Source organism: Mesorhizobium sp. B2-2-4, assembly GCF_006442375.1.
GTDB lineage: Bacteria > Pseudomonadota > Alphaproteobacteria > Rhizobiales > Rhizobiaceae > Mesorhizobium.
The window spans coordinates 127,079-141,123 of the sequence record NZ_VFWB01000006.1; the positions used below are offsets into that span (position 1 = coordinate 127,079).

At 64.6% G+C, this 14,045-nt stretch carries 12 protein-coding genes; 6 read left to right on the plus strand and 6 right to left on the minus strand.

Annotation, left to right across the window (positions count from 1 at the left end; genetic code table 11):
- Positions 1-146: 146 nt before the first annotated feature.
- A complete protein-coding gene (locus FJ959_RS16625; RefSeq protein ID WP_140579996.1) occupies positions 147-2,462 on the plus strand; it encodes a glucose/quinate/shikimate family membrane-bound PQQ-dependent dehydrogenase in 2,316 nt (771 codons plus the stop codon).
- Positions 2,463-2,492: 30 nt separating this feature from the next.
- Here FJ959_RS16625 and FJ959_RS16630 read toward each other — a convergent pair whose 3' ends face one another.
- Complete coding sequence (locus tag FJ959_RS16630) at positions 2,493-2,927, minus strand: hypothetical protein (RefSeq protein WP_140495278.1); 435 nt, start codon at positions 2,925-2,927, stop codon at positions 2,493-2,495.
- A 4-nt stretch (positions 2,928-2,931) separates the two neighbouring features.
- Positions 2,932-3,087 (minus strand): hypothetical protein, encoded by a 156-nt coding sequence (locus FJ959_RS31800; protein ID WP_181171994.1) that lies wholly within the window; start codon positions 3,085-3,087, stop codon positions 2,932-2,934.
- A 232-nt stretch (positions 3,088-3,319) separates the two neighbouring features.
- Between FJ959_RS31800 and FJ959_RS16635 the strand changes: the two genes are divergently transcribed.
- Positions 3,320-4,219 carry a dienelactone hydrolase family protein gene (locus FJ959_RS16635; RefSeq protein WP_140630941.1) on the plus strand — a complete coding sequence of 300 codons (900 nt, stop codon included), beginning with the start codon at positions 3,320-3,322 and terminating at the stop codon, positions 4,217-4,219.
- An 8-nt stretch (positions 4,220-4,227) separates the two neighbouring features.
- Here FJ959_RS16635 and FJ959_RS16640 read toward each other — a convergent pair whose 3' ends face one another.
- Positions 4,228-5,127 (minus strand): EamA family transporter, encoded by a 900-nt coding sequence (locus tag FJ959_RS16640; RefSeq protein ID WP_140623152.1) that lies wholly within the window; start codon positions 5,125-5,127, stop codon positions 4,228-4,230.
- An 89-nt stretch (positions 5,128-5,216) separates the two neighbouring features.
- Between FJ959_RS16640 and FJ959_RS16645 the strand changes: the two genes are divergently transcribed.
- Positions 5,217-5,696, plus strand: coding sequence for an Lrp/AsnC family transcriptional regulator (locus FJ959_RS16645; protein WP_140495284.1), 480 nt, complete (start codon positions 5,217-5,219; stop codon positions 5,694-5,696).
- A gap of 51 nt (positions 5,697-5,747) precedes the next feature.
- Here FJ959_RS16645 and FJ959_RS16650 read toward each other — a convergent pair whose 3' ends face one another.
- Entirely contained in the window at positions 5,748-5,945 is a 198-nt protein-coding gene (locus FJ959_RS16650) for a hypothetical protein (RefSeq protein ID WP_140495286.1), read from the minus strand.
- Between the two features lie 147 nt (positions 5,946-6,092).
- Positions 6,093-6,578, minus strand: coding sequence for a thioesterase family protein (locus tag FJ959_RS16655; protein ID WP_140495288.1), 486 nt, complete (start codon positions 6,576-6,578; stop codon positions 6,093-6,095).
- Positions 6,579-6,793: 215 nt separating this feature from the next.
- Between FJ959_RS16655 and FJ959_RS16660 the strand changes: the two genes are divergently transcribed.
- Both FJ959_RS16660 and FJ959_RS16665 read left to right on the plus strand, forming a co-directional pair.
- On the plus strand, positions 6,794-8,209 hold the full coding sequence (locus tag FJ959_RS16660) for an FAD-linked oxidase C-terminal domain-containing protein (RefSeq protein ID WP_140630943.1): 1,416 nt from the start codon (positions 6,794-6,796) through the stop codon (positions 8,207-8,209).
- A 99-nt stretch (positions 8,210-8,308) separates the two neighbouring features.
- The gene (locus tag FJ959_RS16665; protein ID WP_140521184.1) at positions 8,309-8,830 is read left to right on the plus strand and encodes a hypothetical protein; all 522 of its coding nucleotides are present in this window, start codon (positions 8,309-8,311) and stop codon (positions 8,828-8,830) included.
- Between the two features lie 112 nt (positions 8,831-8,942).
- Here the strand turns inward: FJ959_RS16665 and FJ959_RS16670 are convergent, their stop codons facing one another.
- A complete protein-coding gene (locus tag FJ959_RS16670; protein WP_140516541.1) occupies positions 8,943-9,926 on the minus strand; it encodes a Dyp-type peroxidase in 984 nt (327 codons plus the stop codon).
- Positions 9,927-10,150: 224 nt separating this feature from the next.
- On the opposite strand from FJ959_RS16670, the gene FJ959_RS16675 reads away from it, so the two are divergent.
- Positions 10,151-14,023, plus strand: coding sequence for an AsmA family protein (locus FJ959_RS16675; RefSeq protein ID WP_140630946.1), 3,873 nt, complete (start codon positions 10,151-10,153; stop codon positions 14,021-14,023).
- Positions 14,024-14,045: the final 22 nt, after the last annotated feature.

The following is a 14,045-nucleotide window of genomic DNA, read 5'->3' on the forward strand; positions in this document are numbered from 1 at the left end:
GAACTGTCTACGTTTTGTTCCACTCCTGATTGTTTCCGGCCTGCTTGACAGGCAGGGCGGGTGAGGGAAAGCTGCGCAAAGGGCAGGGAGGGGATCCTGTTGCCCACGGCCGCCTCGAGGCGCGCAACAGTCGAAGGAGTATCATCTTGGCTGTCACCATCACCTCCCTCATTCTCCTCCTCATCGGCCTCGCGCTTGGCGCCGGCGGCATCTGGTTGGCTTCACTGGGAGGCAGCTGGTACTACATCATATCAGGCATCGCCTTCCTCATCGCAGCATGGCTGCTCTACCGGCGCAGATCCACCGCGCTCTGGCTCTACGCCGCGATCGTGCTGGGCACGCTTGCCTGGGCGGTCTGGGAAATCGGCTTCGACTGGTGGGAACTCGGGCCGCGCGGCGGCATCATCGTGCTCGTCGCGTTGTGGCTGCTGACGCCGTGGGCGAGGCGGGGCCTTGTTGGTCCCGATGGCCGCGCGCCGCTCATTCTCGCCGTTTTGGCGTCGCTGGCGGTCGCCGGCTATTCAATGACGACCGATCCCAAGGATATTGCCGGCAATCTCGACACCGACAAGGTGACCCCGGCGGCCGATCTAGGCGGCGACATACCTGCCGGCGAATGGCACTTCTACGGCCGTACGCCCTATGGCCAGCGCTATTCGCCGCTCGACCAGATCACGCCGGAGAACGTCGCCAACCTGCAGCCGGCCTGGACTTATCGCACCGGCGACGTGAAAGGTCCCGACGATGTCGGCGAGACCACCTACCAGGTGACGCCGCTGAAGATCGCCGATACGCTCTACATCTGCACGCCGCACAATTTCGCCATCGCCATCGACGCCGCCACGGGCAAGGAGAAGTGGCGCTACGATCCCCAGGTCAAGCTCGACAAGGACCGCCAGCACCAGACCTGCCGCGGCGTCTCCTACTACGCCGACGCCAAGATCGGTGCCGGGCAGCCTTGCGCCGCGCGTGTCTACCTGCCGACTTCGGACGCGCGGCTGATCGCGCTCGACGCCGCCAACGGTCAGGTCTGTCCGTCCTTTGCCGAAGGCGGCACGCTGAACCTTCTGACCGGCATGCCTTATCCCAAGTCCGGCTATTACTATTCGACCTCGGCGCCGCTGATATCAGGCGGCAAGATCATCGTCGGCGGCGCGGTCAACGACAATTATTCCACGCAGGAGCCGTCCGGCGTCATCCGCGCCTTCGATGCCTCCACGGGCGCGCTGATCTGGAACTGGGATTCCGGCAATCCCGACCAGACCACGCCGCTGGCGGCAGGCCAGACCTACACCGCCAATTCGCCCAACATGTGGTCGACGCCGAGTGCCGACGAAAAGCTCGGCCTGCTCTACATACCGCTCGGCAACCAGACGCCGGACCAGCTCGGCGCCGGCCGCAGCGCCAACGTCGAGAAATTCTCCTCCTCGATCACCGCGCTCGACCTCAATACGGGGCAATTGAAATGGGTGCGCCAGACCGTGCATCATGACCTTTGGGACATGGATGTGCCGGCGCAGCCGAGCCTTGTCGACATCACCAAGACCGACGGAACGGTCGTGCCGGCGCTGGTCGGGCCGACCAAGCAGGGCGACCTCTACGTGCTCGACCGGCGCACCGGCGAGCCGGTCATCCCGGTCAAGGAAGTGCCGGCGCCCGGCGGCGCCATCGAAGGCGACCACACATCGCCCACGCAGCCGGTGTCGGACCTTTCCTTCAATCCGCCGCCGCTGACCGATGCCGACATGTGGGGCATCACCATGTTCGACCAGCTGGCGTGCCGGATTGCGTTGCACAGGCTGCGCTATGAGGGCCGCTACACGCCGCCATCGCTGCAGGGCACGCTGGTCTATCCCGGCAATTTCGGCGTCTTCAACTGGGGCGGCGTGGCGGTCGATCCGGTCCGGCAGGTGCTGTTCGGCATGCCGACCTATCTCGCCTTCACCTCCAGGCTTGTGCCCCGCGCGGACGTGCCGCCACCAGGCGACGCCAAGGGCAGCGAGCAGGGGCTGAACCGAAATGACGGCGCTCCTTATGCGGTGGTGATGGGACCGTTCCTGTCGCCGCTCGGCATTCCGTGCCAGGCGCCGCCATGGGGCTATGTCGCCGGCGCCGACCTCAGGACCGGACAGATCGTTTACAAGCACAGGAACGGCACGGTCTACGACATGACGCCGCTGCCTTTGCCGCTGAAGGTCGGCGTGCCCGGCATTGGCGGGCCGATGATCACCGCCGGCGGGGTGGCTTTCCTCGGCGCCGCGGTCGACGACTACCTGCGCGCCTACGACCTGACCTCAGGCAGGCAGCTCTGGCAGGCGCGCCTGCCAGCCGGCGGGCAATCGACGCCGATGACCTATACGGTGGCTGACGGGCGCCAGTTCGTGGTCATCGTCGCCGGCGGCCATGGCTCGGTCGGCACCAAGCCCGGCGATTATGTAATGGCATACGCACTGCCGAAGTAAGGAACGGGTTCGGTCCCGCAGGATCGCGCCCTAGCTGATTCCGAGATGGCTCTTCAGGCTTGGCACCGAGCCGAGCACTTCATTGGTGAGGTCCGGCCCGGCGGCGGCTTCGGCCTGTTGGATCAGCGTGGCGCCAGCCTGCCTGATCTGCGCCATGTCGAGGCCGGAGGCCTTGAGCGCGGCGACGCCGTTGATCAGTGCGCCGGCCTTTTCGCCGAGAACACCGCCCAGCGCGCCTTGCAGTGAGGACAGCAGGCCGCCACCGCCGGCCGCGCCGGCGGCCATGACGTCGTATTGGCGGGCGAGATCGTCGGCGCCGGGAATCTTGGCGAAGAAACCCGAGACGTTGGTGCCTTCCGCCTCGTGCTCCAGCACCGAGAAGATGGTGCCGACGACTTTCTCGGTCGTTGCCTGGTCGAGGCCCGCCTTTTGCGAGACGGTGTTGACGATATCCTGGACGTTCATGGTCTCACCTCAAATTTGGGAATTTCGGGTCCGTGCAGTGGTCCCGGCCGATGCGAAGCTCGATCATCGACCGCCTGCCTGCGTCCGCAAGCCTGAAGCGTAATGCCTGAGCGGCGGCCAGGGCAAGGACGAACGCGCTGGTGAGGATCGGCATGGTCATCGGCGGCGCTCCTTCTGGTCGGGACGGGATGGCACGGCGCATCGGTAGCACGCAGTTTCCCTTATTGTTGTGGCAGGTGCCTGCAGGATTCATGGCGATGACCAAAATGTGATGTGGGCGCCGACATTGCCGGCTGCGGGCAATGCTCGCCGCAGCGCCCATCCAGGCTGGACCGGGCCAGCCGCGCTCCTATGTAGCTCCGGTACTGAAGCTTGAAGCCGAGGAATGCGCCATGACCAAAGCAGCCGCCACTAGACCCGCAAAGCCTGGGATCACCCAGGCGATGATCGATGCCTATGACGAATACACGCATCTGACACTCGATCGCCGCCGCTTCATGGAGCAGCTGACCCGGCTTGCCGGGTCAGGGGCGGCGGCCGCGGCGATCGCACCGATGCTGGCGGCGAATTCCGCCCAGGCGGCCATCGTCGCCGAGAACGATCCCCGCGTGAAAGGCCAGGAAATCGCCTATCCTGGCGCCGGCGGCGAGATGAAGGGCTATCTTGTCAAGCCGGCGGACCAGGCGGGCAAGCTCGGCACCGTCATCGTCATCCACGAAAACAGGGGGCTCAACCCGCATATACGCGACGTCGCCCGGCGCGTGGCGCTGGAGGGGTTCGTGGCGCTCGCTCCGGATTTCCTATCGCCACTCGGCGGCACGCCCGCCGACGAGGACAAGGCGCGCGACATGTTCACCAAGCTGGATCCGGCGCAGACCGTCGCCAATGGCGTCGCGACGGTGGCTTTCCTCAAGGCCGACAAGGACGGCAACGGCAAGGTCGGTGTCGTCGGTTTCTGCTGGGGCGGCGGCACGGCCAACATGCTCGCCGTGAACGCGCCTGATCTGGCGGCAAGTGTCGCCTATTACGGCATGCAGCCGAAGGCCGCGGACGTTTCCAAGATAAAGGCGGCGCTGCTGCTGCACTATGCCGGATTGGACGAACGGACCAATGCCGGCATCGACGCCTTCAAGAAGGAACTCGATGCCGCGCATGTCGAATACACGGTCTATGTCTATGAAGGCGCCAATCACGCCTTCAACAATGACACTTCGGCAGCGCGCTATGACAAGAAGGCGGCTGATCTCGCCTGGGGCCGGACCGTCGCCTTCCTGAAGGAGAAACTGGCTTAGCGGAGGATCTACTGCGTGCTCGCAGGCCTATGCAAGGCGACGCCGGCCACCACCAGCGCAATACCGATGCAGTCGCTGATGCCGGGGATCTGGCGCAGCACGAGAATGCCGATCAGCGTCGCGGTGACTGGCAGCAGCGACAGCATCAGCGCGAAGCTCGACCGCGGCAGCCGCGCCATGGCGAGCTGGTCGCAGATATAGGGGATGACCGAGGAGCAGATGCCGACGCCGATGGCCGCCAGCAGCAGCGGCGCGGAGAAAAAGGCGGGCAACGCGTCGGTGAGGCCGATCGGCAGCACGACCAGGAAGGCCACGGCCATCGCGGCGCCGAGCCCGGCAATGCCGCCGCCGGCGCCTGAAGCGGCGACGCGGTGGCCAAGCACGATATAGCCCACAAACAGCGCGCCGTTGAGGAAGGCCCAGAACAGGCCGATAGGATCGCTGGACCATTTGACGTCGATCAGCAGCAAGGTGCCGGCCACGGCGACGGCAAGGGCAGCGAGATTGCGCGCGCTTCGGAGACCGACCAGCGCGACGCCGATGGTGCCGACGAATTCGATCGCGGCCACCAGCGAAATCGGCAGGCGGTCGAGCGCCAGATAGAAGGAGCAGTTCATCACTGCCAGACAGACGCCGAAGGCGAGCAGCAGCAGCCGTGTCGACCGATCGGCCTGGGCGAAGGTTCGCCACGGACGCGTCAGCGGCGCGAAGATCAACGCGGCGGTGGCGATGCGCAGCCAGGCCATGCCAAGCACGCTGATCTGCGCAAACAAAAGCACGGCGAAGGCAGGGCCGAGATAGTGGAACACGGCGCTGACGCAGAACCAGACATGCGGCGGCAGCGATGTCGGCAGGCTGGTAAAGGCCGCACCTGTGGGCGAGGTTTGGACTTGCGTCCGATCGTTCATCGGATCAGTATCGCAGGTATTTTTTCCGTCTGATATGGGCAGTGGTCGTTCAGGGACCTCGGTCGCTTTCCGGATGCAAGGAGTTTTTGATGAAGCGCCTTCGAAACGAAAATCTCGACCTCGACGCGGTCGATCTGAAGATACTGCGCCTGCTGGAAAAAGATGCGCGCGCCAGCACGGCCGAGCTGGCGCGCGCCGTCGGCCTGTCGGCGCCGAGCGTGTCCGAGCGCATCAAGCAGCTTCAGGAGAGCGGCGTCATCGAAGCCTATTGCGTGCGGATCAATCCGGCGGCGCTTGGCCTGAACCTGTCGGCATGGCTGCGCATCCGGCCGGTGCCGGGGCAGCTCGCCGTCGTGGCCGAGATCATCCGCGACCTGCCCGAGATCGCGCAATGCGACCGGGTAACCGGCGAGGACTGTTTCATCGCGCTGGCGCATGTCGGCTCAATGGCCGAACTCGAACGGGTGATCGACCGCATCATTCCCTACGCGATGACCAACACGGCGATCATCCAGTCATCGCCGGTGGTGGCGCGCTCGCCGCTGGCGGCGATCAGGCGACAGGGTTGAGGTCAAACCCCTGGAATGTCGTCAACGGAAGTGGCCGCTCTACCCGCAGCGTCAGGCGTGGCCGCGCTTCATGCGGGCCTGCTTAAGGATGACGCGCCAGCGGATCATGTCGAAGGGGATCGGCTCATTGTTGTTGGCGATGTGGAAGATCTCGTTGTTGACGTTCTTCAGCGAGCGCCAGAAATCATAGTCGGTAATGCGCGGATCGGCGGCGAGCCTGTCCACCTCGACTTTGATATCGGTTTTCATGCACGTCCCCTGAATCGGCTATGCCCCGCCGCCCGTGTCGCTACTTCGATGCGGATCGTTTTCGAACGGCCCGCTGAGTCGCGCAACGGTCCAATCGGCTTGTTCCCGTTAAAACCTCGGTAAGGTTAACGCGGGCCCCGGGCGGGTTCAAGCCGTCTTGCGTTTGATGCCGATCGAGCGGCCTGCGCGTTCGGGCATCGGCAAGGCTGCGTGAGCGGCGCGCATCGCTTCGATCTTGGCCAGCACGTCGGCGGGGAAGGGGGCTACCTTGGGCCCGGACATGTCGACATGCAGTGCAAGCTGCTCGGACGTGGCGGCGAGCCAGCCGTCGGCATGGCGGATTTCCTGGTAGAACCGCAGCCGCTTCTCGTCATGGTCGATGAGCTGGAAGGAAACTGTGACCTTGTGGTCGAGATGCAGTTCCTGCACGTAGCAGACATGGACTTCGGCGGTGTAGATGGTGAGGCGGCGGTTCTTGACATAGTCCAGCCCCATGCCCATCGCCTCGAAGGCTTCATCCGAACAGCGGTCGAACAGGACATTGTAGTAGGCCATGTTGAGATGGCCGTTATAATCGATCCAGTCCTTCTCGATAGCCATTGGCTGAGAAACAAAAGGGGCGGGGATCGGCATGGCAACTTCCTTGTTCTGGTGCTGGACAGAGCGTGGTTGTAAGAGCGGTTCATCGTTTCACGGAAACGTCGGACCGCCTCTTTGATACAATTCCCCAGGGAAAGCGCTAGGCGCTTTTCCGGGGAAAACCGCTTCACACTTTTCCTGGAATTGCGTTAGGCATCATCCATAAATGCATGACAAGCATGGACACTGGTCCATTCGCGGAGGAATTCATGGCCCTGAGCGACCTCAATCCGGTCGAGCGCAACGAAGAAGGCATCGCCGCCGTGCTCGGCATCCTCAAGCAGCGGTTTGGCGAGCGCTTTCAGACCGGCCAGGCGGTTCGCTCCCAGCATGCGCATACGACAACCTACATCCCGACGCAGGCGCCGGACGGCGTCGTCTTCCCGGAAACGACCGCCGAGGTACAGGAGATCGTGCGCGCCTGCGCCGCGCACCGCGTGCCGGTGATCGCCTTCGGCGTCGGCTCCTCGCTCGAAGGCCACACCAACGCGCCGGGCGGCGGCATCTCGGTCGACACTTCCCGGATGAACCGGATCCTCTCGGTCAATCCGCAGGATCTCGACTGCACGGTTGAGCCCGGGGTGACTCGCGAGGATCTCAACCGGCATCTGCGCGACACCGGCCTGTTTTTTCCAATCGATCCCGGCGCCAATGCCTCGCTGGGCGGCATGGCGGCGACACGGGCCTCAGGCACCAACGCGGTGCGCTACGGTACGATGCGCGAGAACGTGCTATCGCTGACGGCCGTCATGGCCGATGGCGAGGCGGTGACCACTGGCAAGCGGGCAAAAAAGAGCTCGGCCGGCTATGACCTGACACGGCTGGTGGTCGGCTCGGAAGGCACGCTCGGCATCATCACCTCGCTGACCTTGAGGCTGCAAGGGATTCCGCAGGCGATTTCCGGTGGTGTCTGCCCGTTTCCGAGCGTCGAAGCGGCTTGCAACGCCGTCATCGCGACGATCCAGATGGGCATTCCGGTGGCGCGCATCGAACTGGTCAACGCGCTGCAGATGCGGGCGATGAAGACATATTCCAAGCTCGACTATCCCGAAAGCCCGTGCCTGTTCGTCGAATTCCATGGCAGTGATGCCGGCGTTGCCGAGCAGGCCGAGACCTTCGGCATGATCGCCGAGGAGAATGGCGGCGGACCGTTCCTGTGGACCAGTGTCGCCGAGGAGCGCACCAAACTTTGGAAGGCCAGACATGACGCCTATTGGTCGTCGCTGACGCTGCGGCCAGGCGCCAAGGGCCTGTCGACCGACGTCTGCGTTCCGATCTCGCGTTTTGCCGAATGCGTCACCGAAACCGAGGCCGATATCGCCGAAATGGGGCTTGTCGCGCCGATCGTCGGCCATGCCGGCGACGGCAATTTCCACGTCCTGGTGCTGATGGACGTGAACGACCCGAAGGAAATCGCGCTGTCGGAAAAGTTCGTGGCGCGGCTCAACATGCGGGCCATCGCCATGGAGGGCACCTGCACCGGCGAGCACGGCATCGGCCAAGGCAAGATCGGCTTCCTGCGCCATGAGCTCGGCCACGGCGTCGACATCATGCGCACGATCAAGCAGGCGCTCGATCCGCTCGATATCATGAACCCGGGCAAGATCCTGCCGGCTGCCGAGTAGACGCCGTCATCGGCTCGTCTTGACCCCACCTCCAATCGGGCCGAGACTCCGTGTGCTGAAGGCCCAGAAGACGGGCAACCCAAGCGGAGGAGTGGTGTCATGGCGATTTCACGCAAGGAAGAAGCGCGCGCGCTGAGTGCCGACGAACACGAGCTGGTGGAAAAATCGCACCATCCGGCGGTCCAGGACCTTTCCGACGCCGATCTGTCCGGCCTCGTCAAACGCCTGCGGGAGCGGCGCGACAAGGCGCAGACCGAGGCGCGTCGACGCCGGCGCGAAATCCGGGGCAAGGGCACACCGAAAGGGGCTGTCGCTTCAAAGGCCGATGGCGGCTCTCAGTTGAAGCTTGCGGTGCTGGCGATGGCCATGCGGCGGTTGAATGGCGAGGCCGAACGGCGCCGCCAGTTGACGGCGCGCGTCTCATTGGTCGACAGCGCGCGCAAGGCGCTGGCCCTGAAGCAGAAAGCGCCGACGGATGGTCCAGCGTTCAACGCGCGCACTGCGCACAAGGGCATGCGAGCGGTGGCAAACCAGAGGACGCCGAATCTGGTTCGGCCGGCCGAGCTCGGCCGACAACGCAAAGCGGCCAAGGTGGCGCAGGCAAAGCGCGACGCGCGTTGAATTCGCACTGATGACGCCGATGATCGCGTGCTGATCTCCGCAGCACGCCGAAGCACGACAAACGCTTCTCCGCCGGCACGTGGTCGGTAGGCCGCTTTGCTGTGTGCGTCGTTTACCGAGTGGCCAACTTCTCTGGCGCTGCTTCGGCAAGCACCTGCAGCATCGGCCGTGTCGGTGCGAAGAATGTCGTGCCGGTGTGAGGGGTGGAGAAATCAAGCAGCCGGTCGTAGGCGCCGGGCGGATCGCCGACATACATGCGCTGCAGCATCTTCTCGATCACCCAGAGATATCTCGAATAGCCGATGAAGTAGGTGCCGAATTCCCGTTGCCCCGGCCGGCCGAACGGCATGTTGTCGCGCAATATGTCATGTTCGGTGCCGTCGGCATCCTCGATGGTGGCGAGCGACTTGTGCGATTTGCGCGGCGCTTCGTCATCATCGATTTCGATGTTGTCGATCTTGGTTCGGCCGATGATCGCCTCCTGCACGGGCGTGGGGATTCGCGCCCACGCCTGGAGATCGTGCAGGTATTTTTGAACGACGACATAGCTGCCGCCGGCAAAATCGGGATCTTCGTCGCCAACGAGCGCCGAGGCGGGCAGATCGAGGCCGGTGGGGTTGGCTGTGCCGTCGACGAAACCGAGCAGGTCGCGGGCATCGAAATAACGGAAGCCCGAGACTTCGTCGACGACGGTCACGCCGGGACCAAGCCTGTCCAGCAGGATACGCTCGAACTCGAAGCACATGTCGGGCCGCTCGGAGCGGATATGGAAGAGAAGGTCGCCCGGCGTCGTGGGCGCGGCGTGAACCGCACCCTTGATCGGCGCGAACCGCTTCAACTCCGCCGGCCGCCGGCCGGGGTTGAGCCGGTTCCATAGATCGTGGCCGATGCCGGCGATGCAGGACAGGCGGCCGCCGAGGTCGCGGAACCCGACAGTCTTGACCAGGTCGTCAAGGTCGCCGAGTACGGAACAAACCTTTCCGAGAACCGCCTGTTCATCGGCTATGGTGACGACAAGGAAAATCGCTGATTGCGAAAGCGGCGCATCGACGCTCTGCGCATCGATCGGCACACGGTCCCAGTTCTTCCCCGACATCCCCAATTCTCCGCTTTTCCAGGATTGTTTCAGACGATCCCGGATCGGAAAACGCCGCGACCGGAACAGGGCGAGGACGCCCAAAGCAAGGTATCGCGATCAAGAGCGACCGCGCAACATCGAACGCCGTCCATGGTTGTCGCCGACGACGATCGAATTGCCTCTTTATCGACACGCGGATGCAGGTAGAGTGCGGCTGATTTCAACCAAACCGTTCGGAACTGATGCTCGCACGCCTGTTCGTGATCTTTGGTGGCCTGTTCGTGCTGGTGCTGTGCGCGGCGCTGGTGGGGCCGTATTTTGTCGACTGGTCCGGCTATCGGGCGCAGTTCGAGCGCGAAGCGAGCGCCATTCTCGGCCGCAAGGTGACCGTGCAGGGCGACGCCACGGCGCGCTTGTTGCCGTTTCCGTCGGTAACCTTCTCCAATGTCGCCGTTGCCGGCGGCCCCGCCGGCCAGCCGGCGATGACCGTCGAGACGTTTTCGATGGATGCGGAACTGGCGCCGTTCCTGCGTGGCGAGGTGCTGATTTTCGACATGCGGCTGGTGCGGCCGAAAGCGACGATCGACATCGCCGCCAATGGTACCGTCGACTGGGCGATGCGGCCGTCCTCGCCCTTCAACCTCAACCAGATCTCGATCGAGAAGCTGACGGTGACGGAAGGGCAGATCGAGTTGCGTCATGCCGCCGGCGGACGCAGCCACACCATGTCCGAGATCAATTCGACCATTTCGGCCAAATCGCTGGCGGGCCCGTGGCGCATGGATGGCACGTTGAGGTTCGACGGCCTGCGCACGACGGTTGCCGCCACGACCGGCAAGGCCGAAGCCAACGGCCAGATGCGTTTTCGGCTCAAGGCCGATCCCGACGCCTATCCGCTGGTCATCGAAACCGACGGCAATGCCGGCATCGTCAACGGCGCCGCCATCTACTCCGGACAGTTCAAGATTTCCGGCGCCGATAAGAACTCAGCCCAGTTGCGGGGCACCGATGGCGAGACGGTGAAGGTCGGCACCGGCAAGTCCGATCCCGGCTTTCGGGTTAACGGCAAGTTCGCGCTCGATCACCAGAAGCTCGGCATCGATGAATTCCGCTTCGAGACCGGACCCCTCGACAATCCCTATACCGCCGACGGCAAGGCCTCGATCGATCTCGGCCAGAAGCCGAGCTTCGCCATCGAGGCCAATGGCGCGCAGGTGCAGTTCGACGAGGCCGTGGGTGCGGCGGCAGGCGCCGGCCTGACACTGGATCAGCGCATTGCCGGACTGGAACAGGCCTTGCTCGACCTGCCTAAGCCGACCATTCCCGGAACGGTCGAGGTCAGGTTGCCGGCCGTGGTGGCCGGTGACACCACGGTTCGCGACGTTCATCTTTCCGCCGAGCCGGTCGATGGCGGCTGGTCGGTGAAATCGCTCGCCGCGACACTGCCCGGCCGCGCCACGCTGGAGGCCGACGGCCTGCTCAGCGTCGAGAACCATTTCGGCTTCACCGGTTCGCTGCTGCTGGCCGTGGCGCAGCCTTCCGGCTTCGCTGCCTGGTTGTCCAAGGACGTCGACGAGGCGATCCGGCGTCTGCCCGCCGCCGGCTTCCGGGCTAAAGTCGATCTCTCCGAAAAGCGCCAGGCCTTCAGCGATCTCGAACTGGTCCTGGGCAAGGCGATGTTTTCCGGCCGCATCGATTCCAGCCAGCCCGACGACGCCAGGCCCTCGGTGCTGATGCGGCTGGAAGGCGGCGATCTCGATGTCGACGGGCTGGCGGCCTTCGCTTCGATCTTCATCAGTGACAAGGGCGCCAACCGATTTGCCGACCGCGACCTCGATTTCCAGATCAAGGCGGGACCGGTCAGTGCCGGAGGCTTGTCCGCCGACACGGTCGACACCGCGCTCAGGCTGCGCGACGGGCTGCTTGAGATCGACCGGCTGTCGGTGGGCGGGCTGGCTGGCGCGTCGATCAGCGCCACAGGCCGGATCAAGGATTTCCCAGCGAGCCCGACCGGCAAGCTTGACGCCTCCGTGGTCGCCGTCGACCTGAAGCCGCTGATAGACGTGGCGGCGCAGCACTATGCCGACAATGCCGTGCTCAAGGGACTGGCAAGCCGCGCCGCTGCTTATCCCGACCTGTTCCAGGACTCGCGCGTCGATCTTGTGGTGAGTGCTGCCGACAATGGCGACGGCACAACAGGGCTTGCTGTGAGCGGGCAAGGCAAGGCCGGCGGATCGTCCTTTTCCGCCTCGCTGTCGGGGAAGGGAGCGGTCGACAAGCTTCTTGAAGCGCCTGTGGCGCTGACCTTCAATGCCAGGAACCCCGACGCCACAGCGCTGCTGGCACTTTACGGCTTGCCGGCACTGCCGCTCGGCATGCTCGGCGAGGCAAGCACCGACATCCAGGCCAAGGGCACGCTGGGCGGCGGCCTTGCGACGAGCTTCAGCCTTGCCGGCAACGACTTCAACGCCGGTTTCGACGGCACCGTAGCCGACACGCCCCAAGGTCCGGTCGCGAAGGGCAAGGTCAGCCTCGATGCGGCCGACATCGAGCCCTGGCTGATGACATCGGGCATAGGCCTGCCGGGCATGGGGACAGGCACGTCGACGTCGCTCACCGCGCAGGCCGATTACGGCAACGGCCTACTGGTGCTCTCCGGCCTCAACGCCGCCATCAACGAAGCTGCGGTGTCGGGTGACGTGAACATCGACGTCAAGGAGGGGATTGACGGCAAGGATGGCGTGCCGCATCTGGCCGGCTCGCTGGCGCTCGACGAACTTGATCTCGACCCGATGGCGGTGGCGCTGTTCGGCGATTCCGCGTTCACGGACAAGAGCGGAGACAATAAAGGCGGTGTGTGGCCGTCGGCCCCGTTCAGCCAGAAATCCAGCCTTCCATTCACGGCCGATCTCGACTTGACCACGGCTTCCCTTGCCGCAGGGCCATTCGCGACCGCCTATGACGCGGCCTTGTCGCTGAAGCTCGACCAGGAAGGCATCCGCGTGTCCGATCTCAAGGCGAAATTCCTTGGCGGTGCGCTGACCGGCCTGTTCGAATTGAAAAACAATGACGGCACTGGGCTTTTCACCGGCCAGATGAAGCTCGCGGACGCCGATCTGCCAGCCGTGCTGCCGGATGCCGGCATCGGCGGCAAGGGGGATGTCTCCGCGGCGTTTTCGACAAGCGGCAAATCGGTCGACGCGATGATCGCCACTCTGTCGGGTTCGGGCACGGCGGCGCTGAAGGGCGTCACGGTCGCCGGCGTCAATCCCAATGCGTTCAGCACCTTCCTCGCCAAGGCGGACGCGATCGGCCGCGATATCGATGCAGCCAAGACCGCCGGCTTCGCGCCCGCTATCGCGGCAGATGGCAGTTTCGCGGCAAAGGATACCGACATCGCCTTCACCATTGCAGGTGGCACGCTGCGAGCGCCGCCGATCAGCCTCGAAAATCCTTCGGCGACCTTGTCCGCCGACATCACGGCGGACCTCAATGCCGATACGGTCTCCGCCAAGGGCGCGGTCACCTACCGGCCCGGCGACGAAGCGCTCGTCGGTTCCGAACCGGCGATGAATTTCAGCGTCGAGGGGCCGTTCGGCGCCGTCAAACGGCAGTTCGACAGCGAACCGCTGGCGCAGTTCCTGACCCAGCGCGCGCTCGAGAAGGAGCAGCAGCGGGTCGAGGCGATGCAGGCCGCGTTGCTGGAGAAGCAGCGGCTGCGGCGCGAGGTGCGCTATTACGCTGCGTTGCAGGACCAGCGCGACAAGGCGGCCGAGGAGCTGCGACAGCAGGAGGAGGCGGCGCGGCTGAAGGCCGAGGCCGACGCCAAGGCGAAAGCCGAGGCGGAAGCTCAGGCGCGGGCCGAAGCAGAGGCCAGGGCCAAAGCGGATGCCGAGGCAAAGGCCAAAGCCGAGGCGGATGCCAAGGCAAAGGCCGAGGAGGCGATGCGGACCGCCTCGCAGGAGAAGGCAAGGCTGGAAGCAGAGCGCAAGGGCGCCGAGCAGGCGCCGAACCCGGAACGGGCGCCGCCGCCGGTGGCCAACGACAATCCGCCTCCGGCCAAACCGCAGTTCAATCCGTCTACGATCGACAATTTGCTGAAGTCTTTGCAGTAGGGCAGTAGGGCAGTAGGGCAGT

Excerpts from the sequence above, each read along its gene's own strand:
- FJ959_RS16640 (WP_140623152.1), bottom strand. The coding sequence starts at position 5,127 with ATGAACGATCGGACGCAAGTCCAAACCTCGCCCACAGGTGCGGCCTTT.
- FJ959_RS16650 (WP_140495286.1), bottom strand. The coding sequence starts at position 5,945 with ATGAAAACCGATATCAAAGTCGAGGTGGACAGGCTCGCCGCCGATCCG.
- FJ959_RS16675 (WP_140630946.1), top strand. The coding sequence starts at position 10,151 with ATGCTCGCACGCCTGTTCGTGATCTTTGGTGGCCTGTTCGTGCTGGTG.
- FJ959_RS16660 (WP_140630943.1), top strand. The coding sequence starts at position 6,794 with ATGGCCCTGAGCGACCTCAATCCGGTCGAGCGCAACGAAGAAGGCATC.
- FJ959_RS16630 (WP_140495278.1), bottom strand. The coding sequence starts at position 2,927 with ATGAACGTCCAGGATATCGTCAACACCGTCTCGCAAAAGGCGGGCCTC.
- FJ959_RS31800 (WP_181171994.1), bottom strand. The coding sequence starts at position 3,087 with ATGACCATGCCGATCCTCACCAGCGCGTTCGTCCTTGCCCTGGCCGCC.
- FJ959_RS16655 (WP_140495288.1), bottom strand. The coding sequence starts at position 6,578 with ATGCCGATCCCCGCCCCTTTTGTTTCTCAGCCAATGGCTATCGAGAAG.
- FJ959_RS16635 (WP_140630941.1), top strand. The coding sequence starts at position 3,320 with ATGACCAAAGCAGCCGCCACTAGACCCGCAAAGCCTGGGATCACCCAG.
- FJ959_RS16670 (WP_140516541.1), bottom strand. The coding sequence starts at position 9,926 with ATGTCGGGGAAGAACTGGGACCGTGTGCCGATCGATGCGCAGAGCGTC.
- FJ959_RS16665 (WP_140521184.1), top strand. The coding sequence starts at position 8,309 with ATGGCGATTTCACGCAAGGAAGAAGCGCGCGCGCTGAGTGCCGACGAA.
- FJ959_RS16645 (WP_140495284.1), top strand. The coding sequence starts at position 5,217 with ATGAAGCGCCTTCGAAACGAAAATCTCGACCTCGACGCGGTCGATCTG.